General features: G+C 69.6%; 15 protein-coding genes. 2 read left to right on the top strand and 13 right to left on the bottom strand.

Annotated elements, in window-relative coordinates; all coding sequences use genetic code 11:
* The first annotated feature begins 25 nt into the window (after nucleotides 1-25).
* Nucleotides 26-1,723 (top strand): glucose-6-phosphate isomerase, encoded by a 1,698-nt coding sequence (pgi, locus tag ABD093_RS15250; protein ID WP_343925554.1) that lies wholly within the window; start codon nucleotides 26-28, stop codon nucleotides 1,721-1,723.
* Between the two features lie 436 nt (nucleotides 1,724-2,159).
* Here pgi and ABD093_RS15245 read toward each other — a convergent pair whose 3' ends face one another.
* Nucleotides 2,160-3,614 (bottom strand): MFS transporter, encoded by a 1,455-nt coding sequence (locus tag ABD093_RS15245; protein ID WP_377802323.1) that lies wholly within the window; start codon nucleotides 3,612-3,614, stop codon nucleotides 2,160-2,162.
* A 123-nt stretch (nucleotides 3,615-3,737) separates the two neighbouring features.
* Between ABD093_RS15245 and ABD093_RS15240 the strand changes: the two genes are divergently transcribed.
* Nucleotides 3,738-5,300 (top strand): flotillin family protein, encoded by a 1,563-nt coding sequence (locus tag ABD093_RS15240; RefSeq protein ID WP_343925550.1) that lies wholly within the window; start codon nucleotides 3,738-3,740, stop codon nucleotides 5,298-5,300.
* 159 nt (nucleotides 5,301-5,459) lie between these two features.
* Here the strand turns inward: ABD093_RS15240 and ABD093_RS15235 are convergent, their stop codons facing one another.
* The 12 genes from ABD093_RS15235 to ftsZ all read right to left on the bottom strand — a co-directional run bounded on the left by ABD093_RS15235 (nucleotide 5,460) and on the right by ftsZ (nucleotide 18,920).
* A complete protein-coding gene (locus tag ABD093_RS15235; RefSeq protein ID WP_193116254.1) occupies nucleotides 5,460-6,398 on the bottom strand; it encodes an epimerase in 939 nt (312 codons plus the stop codon).
* 5 nt (nucleotides 6,399-6,403) lie between these two features.
* A complete protein-coding gene (locus ABD093_RS15230; protein ID WP_193116255.1) occupies nucleotides 6,404-7,690 on the bottom strand; it encodes an acyl-CoA dehydrogenase family protein in 1,287 nt (428 codons plus the stop codon).
* Nucleotides 7,691-7,712: 22 nt separating this feature from the next.
* A complete protein-coding gene (locus ABD093_RS15225) occupies nucleotides 7,713-8,591 on the bottom strand; it encodes an endonuclease/exonuclease/phosphatase family protein (protein ID WP_193116256.1) in 879 nt (292 codons plus the stop codon).
* A 97-nt stretch (nucleotides 8,592-8,688) separates the two neighbouring features.
* On the bottom strand, nucleotides 8,689-12,243 hold the full coding sequence (dnaE, locus tag ABD093_RS15220; RefSeq protein WP_343925546.1) for a DNA polymerase III subunit alpha: 3,555 nt from the start codon (nucleotides 12,241-12,243) through the stop codon (nucleotides 8,689-8,691).
* A gap of 394 nt (nucleotides 12,244-12,637) precedes the next feature.
* A complete protein-coding gene (locus ABD093_RS15215; protein ID WP_343925544.1) occupies nucleotides 12,638-13,369 on the bottom strand; it encodes a hypothetical protein in 732 nt (243 codons plus the stop codon).
* A gap of 123 nt (nucleotides 13,370-13,492) precedes the next feature.
* The gene (locus ABD093_RS15210; protein WP_343925542.1) at nucleotides 13,493-14,416 is read right to left on the bottom strand and encodes an RluA family pseudouridine synthase; all 924 of its coding nucleotides are present in this window, start codon (nucleotides 14,414-14,416) and stop codon (nucleotides 13,493-13,495) included.
* On the bottom strand, nucleotides 14,413-15,048 hold the full coding sequence (gene lspA / locus ABD093_RS15205) for a signal peptidase II (RefSeq protein ID WP_343925540.1): 636 nt from the start codon (nucleotides 15,046-15,048) through the stop codon (nucleotides 14,413-14,415). The genes ABD093_RS15210 and lspA overlap by 4 nt, the downstream gene beginning before the upstream one ends.
* On the bottom strand, nucleotides 15,045-15,761 hold the full coding sequence (locus ABD093_RS15200; RefSeq protein ID WP_193116260.1) for a DivIVA domain-containing protein: 717 nt from the start codon (nucleotides 15,759-15,761) through the stop codon (nucleotides 15,045-15,047). Before ABD093_RS15200 ends, lspA begins: the two co-directional genes overlap by 4 nt.
* Nucleotides 15,762-15,892: 131 nt before the next feature.
* Nucleotides 15,893-16,183, bottom strand: coding sequence for a YggT family protein (locus tag ABD093_RS15195; protein ID WP_193116261.1), 291 nt, complete (start codon nucleotides 16,181-16,183; stop codon nucleotides 15,893-15,895).
* Between the two features lie 8 nt (nucleotides 16,184-16,191).
* A complete protein-coding gene (locus ABD093_RS15190; RefSeq protein WP_193116262.1) occupies nucleotides 16,192-16,680 on the bottom strand; it encodes a cell division protein SepF in 489 nt (162 codons plus the stop codon).
* Nucleotides 16,681-16,860: 180 nt separating this feature from the next.
* Nucleotides 16,861-17,595 (bottom strand): peptidoglycan editing factor PgeF, encoded by a 735-nt coding sequence (gene pgeF / locus ABD093_RS15185; RefSeq protein WP_193116263.1) that lies wholly within the window; start codon nucleotides 17,593-17,595, stop codon nucleotides 16,861-16,863.
* Nucleotides 17,592-18,920: a cell division protein FtsZ gene (ftsZ, locus tag ABD093_RS15180; protein WP_193116264.1), complete on the bottom strand. Its 1,329-nt coding sequence runs from the start codon at nucleotides 18,918-18,920 to the stop codon at nucleotides 17,592-17,594. The genes pgeF and ftsZ overlap by 4 nt, the downstream gene beginning before the upstream one ends.
* Between the last annotated feature and the right edge of the window lie 203 nt (nucleotides 18,921-19,123).

Raw genomic sequence — 19,123 nt, 5'->3', positions numbered from 1 at the left:
CTCGTGAAGGGTGTTGAATGGCCTCATGACTGCTCCGACCACGCCCTCCGCCCCCATCGATCCCACGAGCACCGACGCGTGGGCCTCCCTCGAGGCGCACAACCTCGAGCTGACCGGGTCACTGCGCGAATGGTTCGACGCGGACCCCGAGCGTGCGCAGCGCTTCAGCGCCGACGCCGCGGACCTCCACGTCGACCTGTCCAAGAACCTCGTGACCGCCGAGACCCTCGAGCTCCTGCAGCAGCTCGCCCGTGAGGTCGGCGTGGAGGCGCACCGCGACGCCATGTTCGCCGGCGCCCACATCAACACCACCGAGGACCGCGCGGTGCTCCACACCGCGCTGCGCCGCCCCGCCGGCGCCTCCCCCGCCCTCGAGGTCGACGGACAGCAGATCGACGAGGACGTCCACGAGACCCTGCAGCGGGTCTACGACTTCGCCGACTCCGTGCGCTCCGGCGAGTGGACCGGCGTGACCGGCAAGCGCATCGAGACCGTCGTCAACATCGGCATCGGCGGCTCGGACCTGGGCCCCGTCATGGTCTACGAGGCGCTGAAGCCCCAGGCGCAGGCCGGCCTGAGCGCCCGTTTCCTCTCGAACATCGACCCGACGGACGCCTACGAGACCACCCGGGATCTCGACCCCGAGACCACGCTGGTCATCGTCGCCTCGAAGACCTTCACCACGCAGGAGACCCTCACCAACGCGCGCCTCGTGCGCGAGTGGCTGCTGCAGGGGCTGCGCGAGAACGCCGGCCTGACCGTCGAGCAGGAGAAGGAGGCCATCGCCAAGCACTTCGTCGCCGTCTCCACCGCGCTGGACAAGGTCGAGGCCTTCGGGATCGACCCCAAGAACGCCTTCGGCTTCTGGGACTGGGTGGGCGGCCGCTACAGCGTCGACTCCGCGATCGGCACCGTGCTCGCCACCGTGCTGGGCCCGGACACCTTCGAGGAGCTGCTGGCCGGCTTCCACGCCATGGACGAGCACTTCGCCACCGCCCCCGCGGAGAAGAACGTGCCGCTGCTGATGGGCCTGCTCAACATCTGGAACGTGAACTTCCTCGAGGCGGAGACCCACGCGGTGCTCCCCTACTCCCAGTACCTGCACCGCTTCCCCGCGTACCTGCAGCAGCTGACCATGGAGTCCAACGGCAAGGCGACCCGCCGGGACGGCTCCCTCGTCACCACCGAGACCGGCGAGGTGTTCTGGGGCGAGCCCGGCACCAACGGCCAGCACGCCTTCTACCAGCTGATCCACCAGGGCACCCGGATCATCCCGGCGGACTTCATCGCCTTCGCCACCCCGAACCATGCCCTGGCCGACGGGGAGCAGGACGTGCACGAGCTGTTCCTCGCGAACTTCTTCGCCCAGACCAAGGCGCTCGCCTTCGGCAAGAGCGCCGAGGAGGTGCGCGCCGAGGGCACCGAGGGTGCTCTCGTGGCGGCCCGCGAGTTCTCCGGCGATCGCCCCACCACCTCGATCATGGCCCCGAAGCTCACCGCGTCGGTGCTGGGCCAGCTGATCGCGCTGTACGAGCACATCACCTTCGTGCAGGGCGTCGTATGGGGCATCAACTCCTTCGACCAGTGGGGCGTGGAGCTGGGCAAGCAGCTCGCCAAGGGCCTCGCCCCCGCCGTCGCCGGGGATGAGCAGGCGATCTCCGCCGAGGACTCCTCGACCTCCGCACTGATCCGCTACTACCACGAGCACCGCCAGCAGGGCTGAGCGCACGGGCCGAGCACCGGCGACCGCCCGTCGGCACGTTCCGCTCGGCCCGGCATGTCCCGTGCGGGCCGGTATGTTCCGTGCGGGCCGATATGTCCCGCGTGGACCCGCATGTCCTGCGCGGGCCGATTTGTCCCGCGTGGACCCGCATGTCCTGCGCGGGCCGATATGTCCCGCGTGGACCCGCATGTCCTGCGCGGGCCGATGCTGAGGGGAGCTGGCGATATCGCCACCTCAGCGCATAGACAGCCCCTGCAGAACCTCGACGGGCGGGCACGCCCACCGCGAGGAACGACGACGGCGCCCCCGGAGCAGGTCCGGGGGCGCCGTCGTTGTTCCGAGCTGGCCACACTCGTCCAACGTGCTGAGGACGACGGTCCGGCCGGAGGCTAGGTTCCAGTCCGGCCACGCTCCTCAGCTCAGCCGATCTCGCGGCTCAGGCCAGGTAGTCGACCTCGCGGGTCTCCTTGCCGATGAGCAGGGCCACGATCGTGATGATCGCCGCGAGGGTCAGGTAACCTCCCACGAGCCACAGCGGACCGTCCAGCAGCTGCCACAGGGCGATCATCGCGTAGGGCGCGGGGGCCGCGCCGATCACGGAGGCCATGTTGTAGCTGACGGCACTGCCGGTGTAGCGCACGTCCGAGGCGAACATCTCCGGCAGGAACGCCGCCATCGGGCCGAAGGTCAGGCCCATGAGCGTGAAACCGAGGATCAGGGTCGCCATCACCCCGACCGTTCCGGCCTGCACCATCGGCTCGATGAGGAGCCCGAAGACTCCGATCGCGGCGGTGACGGTCAGCAGCAGCTTGCGGCGGCCGAGTCGATCTGCGAGCGGACCGGAGACCAGGGTGAAGATGCCGAAGAACACGACGCCGATGATCAGCATGGTGAGGAACTGCGGGCGGTCGTACCCGAGTCCGGGAGCGAAGCCCGCGGCGTCGAAGGGCTTGCCGGCGGCCTCGGCGGCGGCGCGGGCGGTCCCCTCGTCGGCCTCGGTGGTCCCGACCACCATGAGGAAGGCGGTCATCAGGTAGAAGAGGACATAGGTCGCGACCATGGCGACCGTAGCGAGGATCAGCGGCTTCCAGGCGGTGCGGAACACGCGTGCGATCGGGATGGCGGCCACTCGCTCCTCGTCGATGACCTTCTGGAAGGCCGGGCTCTCCATGAGCTTCAGGCGCACCCAGAGGCCCACGATCACCAGGATCGAGGACAGCAGGAACGGCAGGCGCCAGCCCCAGGACATGAACTGCTCGTCGGTCAGCTGCAGGCTGAGGACCACGAACAGCAGGTTGGACAGGATGAACCCGATGGGGGCGCCGAGCTGCGGGAAGGTTCCGTAGAGCGCGCGCTTGCCGGGCGGGGCGTTCTCGGTGGCCAGCAGCGCCGCCCCGGACCATTCGCCGCCCAGGCCGATGCCCTGGCAGAACCGCAGCAGCACCAGGATCGCCGGGGCGAGGACGGTGAAGCCGGGGGTCGACGCTGTGGGAAGCACCCCGATGAGGAAGGTCGCGATGCCCATCACCAGCAGGCTCGCGACCAGGGTGGTCTTGCGGCCCACGCGGTCCCCGAAGTGGCCGAAGACCAGGGAGCCCAACGGGCGGGCCACGAAGGCGACGCCGAAGATCGCGAAAGAGCTCAAGAGCTGGTTCGCCGGGGTCTGCGTGGGGAAGAACAGAGCGGGGAACACCAGCGAGGCGGCGGTCGCGTAGGCGTAGAAGTCGAAGAATTCGATCGTCGTGCCGACCATCGAGGCGGTGATGACGCGGCCGCGGGTGTTCGCGGGGGCGGCTTCGGGTGCCGAGGTGGACGGGGACGGGGACGGGGCGGTACTCACGGCGATCGACTGTAGACCCGAAATCCCGCCATGCGGACGAATCTGACACATCGTGAGACGACGGTCGGCAGGCCGTCAGGTCACGAGACGGCCCCGGTCCTGGAGCACAGCCCCGCCCCTGCCCTTTCGATGAAAGGATGATGGAGGCATGCCTGAAAAACTCGAGGGGAACCCATGGAAGCACTGATACCACTCATCGGTGGCGCGGTCGTCATCATCGTCGTCATCCTGATCCTGCTGCTCATCCTGATGCGCAGCTACCGGATCGCGGCGCCCAACGAGGCGCTCATCATCACCGGTCGCAACGCGAAGGCCAGCCCGACCGGCGACATCGACCTCGAGTCCGGCAGCGCCCGGGTGATCATCGGTGGTCGGGCGATCGTGCGTCCGATCGTCGACCGTGCCTTCGTGCTGAGCCTGAGCTCGCGCCAGATCCCGGTCGAGGTCGAGGGCTACTCGATGAACGGCATCTTCCTGCGCCTGCGCGGCGTCGCGCAGGTCAAGGTCGGGGGCAACATCGAGGACGTCCGCAAGGCCTCGCAGCGCTTCCTCGATCAGCAGCAGCAGATCGACCATTACACCCAGGAGATCCTCTCGGGCACGCTCCGCGCCGTGGTGGGCACGCTGAGCGTCGAGCAGATCATCCGTGACCGCGCCTCCTTCGCCGGCCAGGTGCAGGCAGAGGCCGAGCACTCGATGAACAACCAGGGTCTGGTCATCGACACCTTCCAGATCTCCTCGATCGAGGACGACGGCTCGTACCTGCGGGACTGGGGCCGGCCCGAGGCCGCCCTGGTCGCCAAGCGCGCCGCGATCGCCGAGTCCGACGCGAATCGTGAGTCGACCCAGGCCACGAACCTCAACCTCCAGCAGGAGGCCGAGTCGAAGCAGTCCTTCGACATCCGCAACGCCGAGATCAAGGAGCAGACCGACGCCCGTCAGGCCGTCGCCGATGCCTCCGGTCCGCTGGCGCGCGCCGCGCAGCAGCAGAAGATCATCGAGCAGGAGGAGCTCATCGCGGTCCGCAACAACGACCTGCGGGAGAAGCAGCTGATCGCCGAGGTCCACAAGCCGGCCGAGGCGAAGCGCTACGCCGAGCAGCAGGATGCGGACTCCAAGAAGTACGCGCACATCGCCGAGTCGGAGGCCCAGCTGCAGGACGAGCGCAACCGCGCCGAGTCCCGCAAGGTCACCGCGGACGCCGAGGCCCACGCCATCGAGGCACGGGGTCGTGCGGAGGCCGAGATCGAGCTGCAGCGCCGCTCGAAGGACGCCGAGGCTGTGCGCCTCGAGGGTCAGGCCGAGGCTGATGCCCTGCGTGCCAAGGGTGACGCCGAAGGTGCATCGATCCGCGCCAAGGGTGACGCCGAGGCGGAGACCACGCGTGCTCGCGCCGAGGCGTACAAGCAGTTCAACGACGCCGCCGTGCTCAACCAGGTGCTCGAGGTGCTGCCTGCGGTCGCCAACGAGCTCGCCGCGCCGTACTCGAACATCTCCAACCTGTCGGTGTTCTCCACCGATGGTGAGTCCAAGATCGGGCAGAACATCTCGCTCGGTCTCGCTCAGGTGCTCGACATGGTCAAGTCCACCACCGGTGTGGACTTCCAGGACACGCTCCAGCGTGCCGCCGATGGCGGCCGCGAGGTGCGTGAGCAGGCCGACCAGGCCGAGCAGACGTCCGGCTTCGGCGATCTCGCCGACGCCGAGGACGACTCCGCTCCCGCCGACGAGGCCTGATCGCCTCGACGTCCCGCGGAACGCCCCGGTCCCTCCTCGCGGAGGGCCCGGGGCGTTCTTCCTTCGCGGCAGCGGATCGGCTCGGCGAGACGAGACAGAGCGGGCTGGGCGCCGCAGAGCGCCCGGGATCCTCGAGCGGCAGCTGCGCAAGGCCGCAGTTCAGCGAGAAGGACGCGGTGGCAGCAGATCCCGGACTGCCCCTTCGAGATGAGGGTGCTCGAACCGGAATCCGGTCCGGTCGAGCACGCTCGACGTGGCGTGACGCCCCGTGAGCCCCAGAGCAGGGTCCGTGCGCAGCAGCAGCGCGCCCAGCCGGAGCACGGGGGCGGGAGTGGGCAGACCGATCCGCTGGCCGACCGCCCGGCGCAGGATGCGCATCAGCTCGGCGTTGCGCACCGGATGGGGCGCCGAGGCGACCACCACCCCTGCTGGCAGCTCGGGCCCCTCGAGTCCGAGAGCCGTCAGGACGATCCGCACCCAATCCCGGACGTGGATCCAGGAGACCCATTGGCGACCGGTGCCCACGGGTCCGCCGAGGCCGAGCTCGGCCAGGAGCAGCAGGCGGTCCAGCGCCGGGGTGTTCGCCTCCAGCACGACGCCGGTGCGCAGGATGGCCGTGTGGTCGCTGTGCGCTCCGTCCAGGGCCCGCTCCCACTGCTCGGCGACCCCGGTCATCTGAGGCAGGCCGATGGGGATCGGACTGCTCTCGTCCAGTCTCTCCTCGCCCGCGTCGGACCATATCGCCGTGGTCGAGGCCTGCACCCAGCGTCGCAGGGGCCGATCCAGATCGCGGCTCGCCGTCACCAGCGCTCTCGTCGCCTCGACCCGGGATCGGGTGAGATCCGCGATGGTCGCCGGGGTGGGCCGGGCATCGACGAGCCGCCCGGCGAGGTTGACGATTGCGACCTCTCCGCCGGCGAGCTCGGCGGTCCAGCCGCCCGCAGTGCGGGCATCCCACCGGACGTCGCGAACCATGCCGCGCTCCCGTTCCGGGCGCGGGGATCGGGTGAGGACCACGACCTCGTGCCCGGCAGCGGTGAGAGCTTCGCTCAGGGCTCGCCCGAGGGTGCCGGAGCCGCCGGCGATGATGACCTTCACTGCGCTCAGCGATCCTGAGGGGCGTCGGCCGTGCCGGTCGCACCGGTCGTGTCCGTCGTACCCATCGTGGTTGTCGCACCGATCGAACCAGTCGCACCGATCTCACCGAGCAGCGCCCTCGCGTAGGTGGCGTGCACGGATTCGTCGTCGCTGGGGTGGTACATGCCCGCGCGCACATCCCTCGAGAGCCGCTCGAGCTCGCTGCGCCGGAAGAACTGGGAGCCGCCGCTGGCGCGCAGCACCTGGTCGACGGCGCTGATCGCGGCCTCGGTGGAGCGGGCCTTCACGCCGGAGAAGTGCAGGAACCACCGTGCTCCGTGATCGGTGATCCCGGGTCCGGTCTCCCCCGTTCCCAGGGCGTCGAGGTCGGCCATCACCTTCTCGATCTGCAGCACCGAGCCGTCGATGCCGATCGCGGCGTCGGCGAGGCGCCGGCGGATGTCGGGGTCGTCGGCGTGGACCAGGTCCCGGGTGACGTTGCGGCGCGTCGCGGCGATCTGCGCCCCGACGGCGACGGCGCGTTCCGCGATGCCGGTGTAGACCGAGGCGATCAGCAGTTCGAAGGCGCCGAAGATGCCCATCACGAAGGGGTCGGGGTTGGGGCCGACGGGGGTGTCGGTCAGGATCCGGTCGGGCTCGATCCGGGCCCCGTGCAGGCGGGTGGTGCGGGACTGGGAGGCGCGCATGCCATGCGTATCCCAGTCGTCCAGCGTCTCGACGTCCTCGGTCCGCTCGAGCACGCCGAAGACGAGCCGGGGATCCGTGAGGCTGGCGCTGGCGACCCGGCCGTGGACGACCATGCGATCCCAGACGGGAGCGAGGGAGGTGAAGATCTTGGTGCCGGTGAGCCGGTATCCACCGTCCTCCTCCGTCTCGGCGCTGGTCCCGGAGTCGAAGAGCATCGCGTCGTTGCCGGCCTCGGAGATGCCGAAGGCGAACAGGCGATCGGCAGCGGCGTCCTCGAGGATCGTGCGCACGGGGCCGACGCCGAGGCGATGGGCATGCAGGGCTGCGCCGGTGACCACGAGGTGCATGTTCATCGACAGGGCGGTCGCCGGCGCGGCCTGCGCGAGGCGTCGCTGGATCCTGCTGGCCTCCAGCAGGCTCGCGCCGAGCCCGCCCAGCTCCCAGGGCACCAGCAGGCGCAGGAAGCCGGCCTCGCGCAGATCGGCGAGGTCCTCGCGCGGGAAGGTGTTCTCGCGGTCGTGGACCACCGCGCGCTCCCGGAAGGTGTCCAGGAGGTCGTCGGGGAGGATCGTCGCCGGGTCCGTGGCAGGTTCTGGAGCGCTCATGTCCCCACGATAGTGGTGCCGCTCAGCGTGCGGTCGGGACCCGTTCGAAGGCCGCCACCAGGGGGCGGTGATCCGAGGCGCGGCTGGGTCCGACCTCGAGCGCCGTCGCCTCGAGGCCGCCGCGCGCCCAGATCGAGTCGATGCGGCGCAGGGGCAGGCGGGAGGGGAAGGTCGCCCGCCCCGGGAACCTCCCCAGCGGCCGCGCCGCCGCGAGCATCGAGGCCAGCGGCGAGCGCGGCGGGTCCGGGGAGAGGTCGGTGGCGGCCTCCCGCCACCCGCTCGCCGACAGGGGTGCGAGCTCCGGGGCCCCGGGGTCGGCGTTGAAGTCCCCGAGCAGCACGGCGGGACCCTCCAGGGCTGCGGCGTGCTCGAGGATCCTCAGCACCTGCGCGGTGCGGTGCCGAGGGTCCTCGTGGTCGAGGTGCGTGACCAGCACGTCGATGGGCTCCTGGCCAGCTGGGTGCACCGTGGTGCTCAGCAGACCGCGGGGTTCGTGGAGCGCGCCGAGGGCCGGATGGCCGGGCAGCGGATGCATCGCGTGCGCGACGATCTCGTGCCGGGTCAGCAGCGCGAGACCGTACTGCTGCCGCTCTCCCCCATGAGTAGAGGTCACGTCGGCCCCAGTCCGGCCGGTGACAGCGCGATCGCCGCTGGCCCTGTCGGCGCCGGCACGGTCGATCGCCGCCCCGAAGCACATCTGCAGGCCCAGCAGCTCCGCCAGGCGGGCCGCCTGGTCCTCGAAGTCCGATCGGGGACCGTAGCCGACGTCGACCTCCTGCAGGCCGATCACGTCGGCCCGCAGGGCGGCGATCGCCGCAGCGGTGCGACCCAGGTCCAGACGGTCCTTGCCGTCGGCCCCGTGGTGGATGTTGTAGGTCCCGACCCGCAGCGCGCCTGTCATCTCACTCCTGTCGTGTCACTCGCGTCGTGTCAGGCCCGTCGTGGCGCTGTCGCCCGTCGTGGCGCTGTCGCACGTCGCGGCGTTCTCACCCGCCGAGTCACTGCAGGCAGCTGGGTCCCAGCAGCGTCTTCAGCGAGGCGTACAGCGCGGCCGACGGGTTCACGGAGAGCCGCTTGTCGAGCTGCATGAGCGTGGTGCGGCCGGGCTCCTGCAGGCGCAGGCGCACCTCGCTGGAGCCGGGGTTGTCCTCGAGCACCCCGCGCAGCTGCTGGGCCACCTTCGTCGTGGCGCGCATCGCGGGCAGAGCGATGGTGACGGGACCGTCGGGCCCGCCCCCGGTCTCCGGGATCGTCATCTCCATGACGCGCAGCTCCGGCATGCCCTTGGAGGTGTCCACGCGGCCCTTCATCGAGACGATGAGGTCCTCCGCGAGCTCGGTGGCGACGGTCTGATAGGTCGAGGGGAACATGAGGCAGTCGATCGACCCCTCGAGGTCCTCGACCGTGGCGATCGCCCACATGTCGCCCTTCTTGGTGGTCTTGCGCTGCAGGGTGGTGATCAGCCCGGCGATCGTGACCATGGCACCGTCCTCGACGGCCCCGTCATCCGCGAGGGAGCTGATCGAGGTCGAGGAGTTCTGGGCGATGACGTGCTCGAGGCCGTACAGAGGGTGGTCTGAGACGTACAGGCCCAGCATGTTGCGCTCGAAGGCCAGCTTCTCCTTGCGATCCCACTCGGGCAGGTCGGGGATCACGATGGTCGCCGCGGATCCGGTCGCCACGTCGTCCCCGCCCGCGTCGCCGAAGACGTCGCCGAAGAGGTCGTACTGCCCCTGGGCCTCCTTGCGCTTCACGTCGACCACGGAGTCGACCGCGTCCTCGTGGATGAGCACGAGGGCGCGACGGTTCGCGCCGAGCTCGTCGAAGGCGCCGCCCTTGATGAGCGACTCGATGGTGCGCTTGTTGCAGACGCTCAGCGGCACCTTGTCCAGGAAGTCGGTGAAGGACGTGAACGCGCCCTTCTCCTGACGGGTCTTGATGATCTCCTCGACCACGTTCGCGCCGACGTTCCGGATGGCCGAGAGGCCGAACCGGATGTCCTCCCCCACGGCGGAGAAGTACAGGTCGGACTGGTTGACGTCCGGCGGCAGCACCGTGATGCCGCGGTGCCGGCAGTCGCCGAGGTACAGCCCCAGGCGGTCGCGGTTCTCCTGGGTGGAGGTCAGCAGCGCCGCCATGTACTCGGTGGGATGGTTCGCCTTGAGGTAGCCGGTCCAGTAGGAGACCACCCCGTAGGCGGCGGAGTGCGACTTGTTGAAGGCGTAGTCCGCGAACGGCATCAGCGTCTCCCACAGCGCCGTCACCGCGGCGGTGGAGTACCCGTTGTCCTTCATGCCGGCCTCGAAGGAGGCGAACTGCTTGTCCAGCTCCGCCTTCTTCTTCTTGCCCATCGCGCGGCGGAGGATGTCGGCCTGACCCAGGCTGTAGCCGGCGACCTTCTGCGCCGTCTGCATGACCTGCTCCTGGTAGACCAGCACGCCGTAGGTCTCGCCGAGGATCTCCGAGAGCGGCTCCTCGAGCTCCGGGTGGATCGGCGTGATCTCCTGCAGGCCGTTCTTGCGCAGCGCGTAGTTCGTATGGGAGTTCATGCCCATCGGACCCGGGCGGTACAGCGCCGAGACGGCGGTGATGTCGCCGAACTGGTCAGGCTTCATCTGCCGCAGCAGGGTGCGCATGCCCGAGCCGTCCAGCTGGAACACGCCCAGGGTGTCACCGCGCTGCAGGAGCTCGTAGGTCTTCTCATCGTCGAAGGGCAGCGTCTCCAGGTCCGGGGGGACCTTCCCGTTGCGCTCCATGTTCGCGACCGCGTCGGAGAGCACGGTGAGGTTGCGCAGCCCCAGGAAGTCCATCTTCAGCAGGCCGAGGGTCTCCAGCGTCGGGTACTCGAACTGCGTGATGATCTGGCCGTCGGAGGGACGGCGCATCATCGGGACGATGTCGGTCAACGGGTGGCTGGACATGATCACCGCGCAGGCGTGGACGCCCCAGCCGCGGGTCAGGCCCTCGACGCCCTTGGCGATCTCGACGACCTTCTGGACGTCGGGGTCCTCGTCGTGGATCCGGCGGAACTCCCCCGCCTCGGCGTAGCGCTTGTCCTCGGGGTCGAAGATCCCCTTGATGGAGATGTCCTTGCCCATGACCGTGGGCGGGAGCGCCTTGGAGAGACGGTCCCCCATCGCATACGGGTAGTCGAGCACGCGCGAGGCATCCTTGAGGGAGTTCTTCGTCTTCATGACGCCGTAGGTGATGACCTGTGCGATGCGGTCGTCGCCGTACTTGCGCTCCACGTACTCGATGACCTCGCCGCGGCGGCGATCATCGAAGTCGACGTCGAAGTCGGGCATGGAGACGCGGTCGGGGTTCAGGAACCGCTCGAACAGGAGGCCGTGCTCGAGGGGGTCGAGATCAGTGATGCGCATGGCGTACGCGACCATCGAGCCGGCGCCGGAGCCACGGCCGGGACCCACACGGATGCCCTGCTCCTTGGCCCACTTGATGTAGTCGGAGACCACCAGGAAGTAGCCGGGGAAGCCCATCTGCAGGATGACGCGGACCTCGTAGTCGGCGCGAGCCTGCACCTCGTCGGGGATGCCCGAGGGGTAGCGGTACTCCAGCCCGCGCTGGATCTCCTTGATGAACCAGGACTCCTCGTCCTCGCCCTCCGGGGTCGGGAAGTTGGGCATGTAGTTGGCGCCGTCGTCCGTGGTGCGGAACTCGACCTCGCTCATCTCGGCGACGCGCAGGGTGTTGTCGCAGGCCTCGGGGAATTCGCGGAAGAGCTCGCGCATCTGCTGCGCGGACTTCAGGAAGTAGCCGGAGCCGCCGAACTTGAACCGGTCGGGGTCGTTCAGGCGCGAGCCGGAGTTGATGCACAGCAGGACGTCCTGGATCGTCGCATCCTGCTCGGTGACGTAGTGGAGATCGTTGGTGGCCAGCAGCGGCGCGCCGACGGCCTTGGAGACCTCGATCAGGTCCTTGGTCACGCGCTGCTCGATGGACAGTCCGTGGTCCATCAGCTCGATGAAGTAGTGCTCCTTGCCGAACATGTCCTGGAACTCGCCGGCGGCCTTGACCGCCTCGTCGAACTGACCCAGGCGCAGCCTGGTCTGCACCTCGCCGGAGGGGCAGCCGGACGTCGCGACGAGTCCCTCGGAGTACTTGGAGAGGATCTCGCGGTCCATGCGAGGCCACTTGCCCATCTGCCCGTCGAGCGAGGCGGCCGAGCCCAGACGGAACAGGTTGTGCATGCCCTCGGTGGAGCGCGACAGCAGGGTCATGTGGGTGTACGCGCCGCGCGCAGAGACGTCGTCGCCGGCGAGCTGCTGCTCCCGGGTGCCCCACTGCATGCGGGTGCGGTCATGACGGCTGGTCCCCGGCGTCACATACGCCTCGATGCCGATGATCGGCTTGATGCCGGCCGCCTTGGCGGTCTTGTAGAACTCATAGGCGCCGAACAGGTAGCCGTGGTCCGTGATCGCGACGGCCGATTGGCCCTGGCGGACGGTCTCGTCGACGAGTTTGTCGATCTTCGCGGCCCCGTCCAGGAGCGAATAATCGGTATGGACGTGGAGGTGCACGAAATCGTCGGACATGCCCTCCAGACTAGCCAGTCCGGACACCCGACATGCCATCAGATGGGCGTCGGGGAGGTCACCCCGGCGCGTCCGACGGGTCGGGAATATTCGGGGCCTCGAGGCCGACTCCCCAGAAGCAGCCCTGCGCGTCCCGAACGGGCTCTCCCCCGACGGCCCGCCTGCCCGCCAGCCGCCAGCCGCCAGCCGCCGGCCGCAAGCCCGCCAGCTCCCCAGCTCCCCAGCCTGCCGGCTTCCCAGCCCGCCATGCTCAGAAAGGTTCCACTCCGATGGCACCTTTTGCGTCACCGCACGATCGAACTGCCTGCGCACGGAGCACGCGGAGTGGGCACCTGTGCACGGAGCACGCGGAGCGGGCGCCTGCTCCTGAGCAGCGACGTGTGGGAAGCGAGGCTCACGCCCCGTCGCCCTCGGCCTCCTGCTCACGGCGCGTCTCGGCCAACAAGGTGTTCATGTAGTCGTGGACGTCCTCGAAGCTCAGGCTGCGCTCGTCCCGACGCGGCGGGATGCCGCCCACGAAGGCGCCGCCGTGCCAGGACATGGAGTCGTCCGGCAGGCTCGGGTCGTCGTCACGCCACAGGTCGATCGGGATCGCGTGGGCGGCGAGGTCGCGGGCGATCTCGTCGGCCTGGGCCGGGGGTCCGGAGCGCTGCAGCACGGAGACGAGCAGGGACTGCGCGGCCCAGGCGAGGGCGTCGCCACGGCTGTCCTCCCCCGGGTCCACGGACTCCTGGACCAGGGCGATGTAGCTCGCGGCGAGCTCGTCCGCCCCGTCCTCGTAGTGGTCCTTGGCGACCCTCAGCGCAACCTTCGGCACCAGATCGCGGGCCTCCCACAGCACGGCCGCGCCGACCAGGGCCATCCCCACCCCGGTCGGGAAGTCGGGGTCCAGGGCCATCGCGGTGGCGGGCGCCTTCCCGGCCCGACGGGCGTCGTCCACCTCCAGGAAGTCGTGGACGGTGCGCGCGATCGCGGCGCGAGCACGGTCATCGTCCCGCAGGGCGACCTCGGCCTCAGCCGGGTCGATGCCGAGCCGTCGCGCCACCTTCGTGAAGGGGAAATCTGCTCGGGCCAGGGCCGCATCCCGCGTGGGGCTCAGCGCGGTGGAGGTCTGCTCGTCGGTCATGCCTCGACGCTACCCCGGCTCCGGCCCTCGCCCCGACGCAAGCGCGACCTCGAGCACGGCCACGCTCACGGTCACGACGGACCACGGGCACAGGCACGGGCACGACCGAGCACGTGCACGCGCTCAGGCGCGAAGGGCGTCGAGCGCGTCCTGCAGGTCCTGCGGGTACTGGGAGGTGTACGTGACGGAGCGACCCGTGGCCGGGTGCACGAAGGTCAGCTCCATCGCGTGCAGCCACTGCCGGATCAGCCCCACCTTCTGCGCGAGTCCCGGATCCGAGCCGTACTGCGGATCTCCCACCAGCGGGTGCTTCAGGGCTGCCATGTGCACGCGGATCTGGTGGGTGCGCCCCGTCTCCAGGCGCACCTTCAGCAGCGTCGCGCCGTGCAGGGCTTCGAGAGTCTCGTAGTGGGTGACGGAGTGCTTGCCGTCCTGAAGCACCGCGAACTTGTAGTCGTGGTTCGGGGACCGACCGATCGGCGCCTCGATGGTTCCCGCGGCCTGATCCGGTGTGCCCTGGCAGACGGCGTGGTAGATCTTGCCGACCTCCCGGGCGCGGAAGGCGTCCTTCAACGTGGTGTAGGCGCGCTCGGTGCGGGCCACGACCATCAGGCCGCTGGTTCCGACATCGAGGCGGCTCACGATCCCCTGCCGATCGGGGTCACCGCTGGTGCGGATACCCACGCCGGCCGCGGCCAGATGACCGAGCACGGTGGGCCCGGACCAGCCGGCGCTGGGGTGCGCGGCGACGCCGACGGGCTTGTCGACCACCACGATGTCCTCGTCCTGGTGGACGAGGCTCATGCCGTCGGCGATCTGCGGTCGCACCTGCGCGGCGGGCCGCTCGTCCGGGAGCTCCACATCGACCATCGAGCCTGGCTCAAGCCGGGTGGAGCGCGCCGGGACGCTGCCATCGACCAGGACCTGACCTGCCATCACGAGGTCCGCGGCGCGGGTGCGGGACAGGCCCAGCATCCGGGAGATGCCGACGTCGACCCGTTCACCGGCCAGCCCGTCGGGGACCATGAGGGTGCGCGAGGAGCTCACCGGGTCTCCTCCGGGTGCTCGACGTCGTCGGCCCGAGCAACGTCATCGGCCCGAGCAGAGTCGTCGGCCCCCGTGGTGTCCTCGGCCTCGGCGGGGTCCGCCGGAAGTCCGATCACGCCGAGCAGCACGACGAGGATCGCCCCTCCGACCACCGCCATGTCGGCCACGTTGAACACGGGCCAGTGGGGCAGCTCGAGGAAGTCGACGACCGCGCCGTGGAAGGGACCGGGAGGGCGCAGCAGGCGGTCGTGGATGTTGCCCAGGGCGCCGCCGAGGATCAGGCCCAGGGCGAGCGTGTACCAGAGCGAGCGGACCGAGCGCACGGCGAAGACGATCACGCCGATCACGATCGCGATCTGCAAGCCGGTCACCACGGGCGTGATCTCGGAGCCCATGCCCCAGGCCGCACCGGAGTTGTACAGCAGGGTCAGGTGCAGGATCTCGCCGAGGAACGGCTGGGGGTCCAGCTCCGGCAGGTTCGCGACGGCCCAGTTCTTGGTGAGCTGGTCGACGACGGCCAGCAGCACACCCACGGCTGCTATGCCGCCGAGGACCACACCCCGGCTCGGACGGCGACGAGCGCCGGACCCCGTGGGCCCGGCGCTCGTCGACGACTGATCAGCGTGGTTCACAGACCGAAGTTCGCCTGCTTGTCCTGCGTCTCGCTCGTGTCGAGATCGCGGAGCTGGTTCTCGAGGTAGTTGCGCAGACGGTTGCGGTAGTCGCGCTCGAAGGTGCGCAGGCCCTCGATCGTCTTGTCGAGGTCCGCCTTCTTCGTCTCGAGCTCGGCCAGCGTGCTGCGGGACTTCTCCTCGGCCTCGCCGACGATGCGCTTGTGCTCGTCGTTGGCCTCGGTGATGAGGCGATCGCGCTCGTCCTCACCGTTCTTGACGTACTCGTCGTGCAGACGGTTCGCCAGGGCGATGATGCCAGCGGCGTCCGCGCCACCCGCGGCGGCGGGAGCGGCTGCGGCGGCAGCGGAGGACTGCTCGGCGGGGGCATCTGCCACGACGGTGTTCGCCGCCGTCGCGTCGAGATCCGACTCGTCCGTCGACGCGGCCGGGGCCTCGTCGGCCACGACATCGTCCGCCACGACGTCGTCCTCGACCGCAGGGGTCTCGGCAGACTCGGCGGCCACGGGGGCCGGCGCGGACTCGACCTCGGCGAGGCGGTTGTGCGCCTCCTCGAGCTCCTTGGTCAGTCGGTTGTTCTCGTCGATCAGCTCTTGCAGGCGCGGCAGGATGTCGTTATCGAGGTAGTTGTCCACCTCGTCCATGTCATAGCCCTCGGAGAACCGAACCGGCGTGAACCGCTTGGACAGCAGGTCATCGGGCATCAGAGCCATGGGTCACCTTCTCATCAGTCAGGGGTCGTCGTGCGCTTGACGCGCGGTTCCGTCAGCCTAGCGGATAGTGGGAGCCTGCCACGACTGCTGAGGAAAGCCGTGAGGGGGCCGCGAGGTCGCGGCGCGCCCCGTCAGCCCGCGAAAGCGGCCAGGACCGAGAGCAGGATCCACCCCACGACGAGCAGGATCATGAGGCTCAGATCGAGCACGATCGAGCCCAGGCGCAAGGGCGGGATGAGGCGTCGCAGGCCCTTCACCGGAGGATCGGTCAGCGTGAACACGACCTCGAAGAGCACCAGGACGATGCCCCGGGGGCGGAAGTCCCTCGCATAGGACTGGATCCACTCCAGGACCAGGCGCGCGATGAGCACGATCAGGTACAGCAGAACTGCGAGGTACAGCACTCCCGCGACAAGCTGCATGAAGGCGCTCAGCTCTGGTTGTAGAAGCTGCCCTCGTCGGCAGAGGTATCTCCGTCGACCTGGACGAACTCCGGCGAGAGCAGGAACACCTTGGAGGTGACCCGCTCGATGCTGCCGCGCAGACCGAAGACGAGACCGGCGCAGAAGTCGACCATGCGCTTGGCATCGCCGTCCTGCATGTCGGAGAGGTTCACGATGACGGGCACGCCGTCACGGTAGGACTCGCCGATCGCCTTCGCGTCGTTGTAGGAACGCGGATGGATGGTGGTGATGCGGTGCATCGACTCCTCCACTGCCGGGGCCATGGCCACAACATTCGAACGCTGGCGGATCGGGGTCACCTGAGCCTCCCGTTCGGGTGCGGGCTCGGCGCCTCGCTCGGTGCGGCGAGCCGGAGCGGCGGCCTCTTCCGGGCGCTGCCGCTCGTCCTCGTAGTATTCATCGTCGACCTCGTTGGCGAGGCCGAGAGCGACCATGGCGTTGCGCCAGTTACCCATCGCAGATCTCCCAGTTTGTTGTTCACGCTGACCGGGGCTCCGGGGAAGCACGGGGAGTGCGTGGGAGCCCTGTGCCTCGAAAGTACCGCAGGGGTTTCCTCTGCCCAGGGAGGCCGTCGGCGTGTCGCCACCCGTGTCGCGCCCCGTGCCACCTCCTATGTCTCGCCTGTGCGGCGGCGGTCAGCGGCGGCGGATGACCCCGGCGAGCCGGCCTGTGCGGGACTCCCGCCGATAGGAGAAGAACTCCTCGCGCTCGAGGGTGCAGGGGTGATCCTCATCGATCTCCGCCGCGGGGATGCCGGCGGCGGTCAGCACGCTGAGGGCGCCCGCACGCAGGTCGAGCGCAGGGGTTCCCCACCGTGTGACGGACCACGTGGCAGGCAGAGCGACCGAGGAGTCCGCGCGCATCTCCTCCGGGACCTCGTAGCAGCGCCCGCAGATCGACGGGCCGATGCTCGCGGAGATCTGCGCGGGAGCCGCTCCCAGCTCGGCCATCGCGGCGAGGGTGTTCTGGAGCACGCCGCCGAGCAGACCGGCTCGGCCGGCATGGGCGACGGCGATGACGCCCGCCTGCTCGTCGGACAGCAGCACCGGGAGGCAGTCCGCGACCATGATCGCCAGCGCCACATCGCGACGACGTGTCACCAGTGCATCGGCGGTGAGCACGGGGACGGGGCCGGTCTCGGGCAGCACGTGGACGTCCGCGGAATGGACCTGATCCACGAACACCAGCGGGAGACCGATCTCGGCGGCGACGAGCGCCCGGTTGCGCTCGACGACGCCGTCGTCATCGCCGACGTGGCGTGCGAGGTTCAAGGTGGCGTAGTCGCCGGCCCCCACTCCCCCGGCACGCCCCGTGAACAGGGCACGGGCCCCGCGAAGTCGCGAGGCCCGTGCTGGGAGAGCTGATGTCACTTGAGGAACGACGGCAGATCGAGGTCGTCATCGTCCGACGGCGGCTCCTCGATGCGCGGGGGGCGCACCGGCTCCTGCTGCGGCGCGCGGGGCGCGGGCTGCGGCGGGAACTGCGACTGCTGCGGCGCGGCGTACTCCTGATCGGCCTCGGTGGACTCGAGCACCTCGGTCTCCGGATCGTCCGACCCCGGACGGGTCGGGGAGAAGGTCTGCTGCGGCAGGCCCCAGGCACCCGGGGCTGCGGCGGCACCGGAGCCCGACGGCGAACGCTGCGACGTGGCGGCCGGACGCGGCTCCTGGGCGGCGCGCGGCGGCTGCACCGGCTCCTGGCGCGGGGCCGGACGCTGCTGCGGGGTGACGTCCTGACGCTGGGCCGGGCCACCGCTCTCGAAGCCGGCGGCGATGACGGTCACGCGGACCTCGTCACCCAGGGCGTCGTCGATGACGGAGCCGAAGATGATGTTCGCGTCCGGGTGAGCGGCCTCCTGGACCAGACGAGCGGCCTCGGAGACCTCGTACAGGCCGAGGTCGCTGCCACCCTGGATGGAGAGCAGCACGCCGTAGGCGCCGTCGATCGATGCCTCGAGCAGCGGGCTGGAGACCGCGAGCTCGGCGGCCTGGAGGGCGCGGTCGTCGCCGCGCGCCGAGCCGATGCCCATCAGGGCGCTGCCGGCGCCCTGCATGACCGACTTCACGTCAGCGAAGTCGAGGTTGATCAGACCCGGCGTGGTGATCAGATCGGTGATGCCCTGGACACCGGACAGCAGCACCTGGTCGGCGCTCTTGAAGGCGTCGAGCATGGAGACCTGCTTGTCCGCGATGGACAGGAGGCGGTCGTTGGGGATCACGATGAGAGTGTCGACCTCGGCCTGCAGGCCGGCGATGCCGGAATCCGCCTGGGTGGAGCGGCGACGCCCCTCGAAGGTGAACGGGCGGGTGACGACACCGATGGTGAGCGCCCCGAGGCTGCGGGCGATCTTGGCGACGACGGGGGCGCCGCCGGTGCCGGTCCCGCCGCCCTCGCCGGCCGTCACGAAGACCATGTCGGCCCCGCGGAGGACCTCCTCGATCTCCTCGGCGTGGTCCTCGGCCGCGCGCTTGCCGACCTCGGGATCGGCGCCGGCGCCGAGACCGCGCGTGATCTCCTTGCCGACGTCGAGCTTGACGTCCGCGTCCGACATGAGGAGCGCCTGGGCGTCGGTGTTGATCGCGATGAATTCGACGCCCTTGAGACCGGACTCGATCATGCGGTTGACAGCGTTGACACCTCCGCCGCCGACGCCGACGACCTTGATGACTGCTAGGGAGATCTGGGTTCCGGCCACGTTTGAGGTCCTTGCTCTTGTCGTTCACCTGCGAAGAGGAGCCTGCGTCGCGCCTGGTCACCGACTGCCGAAACCCTCAACCTCGACTCGAGGTTTGGAGTTCGGGGCACCTCTTCTTTCCTTTGACGCTAGGGAGGACTTCACTCCCACGCAAACACCACGGGTGCGTGTCGGGCGCGTGTCGGCCCCGAACCGTGGAAAGC

Origin of the sequence: Brachybacterium tyrofermentans, assembly GCF_039526165.1 — a bacterium.
GTDB classification, from domain to species: domain Bacteria; phylum Actinomycetota; class Actinomycetes; order Actinomycetales; family Dermabacteraceae; genus Brachybacterium; species Brachybacterium tyrofermentans.
This window is presented reverse-complemented; position numbering and strand designations above follow the sequence as displayed.

Bases quoted from the DNA above. Each gene is read 5' to 3' on its own strand.
- ABD093_RS15215 (WP_343925544.1), bottom strand. From the start codon at position 13,369: ATGACCGACGAGCAGACCTCCACCGCGCTGAGCCCCACGCGGGATGCG.
- ABD093_RS15200 (WP_193116260.1), bottom strand. From the start codon at position 15,761: ATGGCTCTGATGCCCGATGACCTGCTGTCCAAGCGGTTCACGCCGGTT.
- dnaE (WP_343925546.1), bottom strand. From the start codon at position 12,243: ATGTCCGACGATTTCGTGCACCTCCACGTCCATACCGATTATTCGCTC.
- ABD093_RS15190 (WP_193116262.1), bottom strand. From the start codon at position 16,680: ATGGGTAACTGGCGCAACGCCATGGTCGCTCTCGGCCTCGCCAACGAG.
- ABD093_RS15245 (WP_377802323.1), bottom strand. From the start codon at position 3,614: ATGTGTCAGATTCGTCCGCATGGCGGGATTTCGGGTCTACAGTCGATC.
- pgi (WP_343925554.1), top strand. From the start codon at position 26: ATGACTGCTCCGACCACGCCCTCCGCCCCCATCGATCCCACGAGCACC.
- ABD093_RS15230 (WP_193116255.1), bottom strand. From the start codon at position 7,690: ATGAGCGCTCCAGAACCTGCCACGGACCCGGCGACGATCCTCCCCGAC.
- ABD093_RS15240 (WP_343925550.1), top strand. From the start codon at position 3,738: ATGGAAGCACTGATACCACTCATCGGTGGCGCGGTCGTCATCATCGTC.
- ABD093_RS15225 (WP_193116256.1), bottom strand. From the start codon at position 8,591: ATGACAGGCGCGCTGCGGGTCGGGACCTACAACATCCACCACGGGGCC.
- ABD093_RS15195 (WP_193116261.1), bottom strand. From the start codon at position 16,183: ATGCAGCTTGTCGCGGGAGTGCTGTACCTCGCAGTTCTGCTGTACCTG.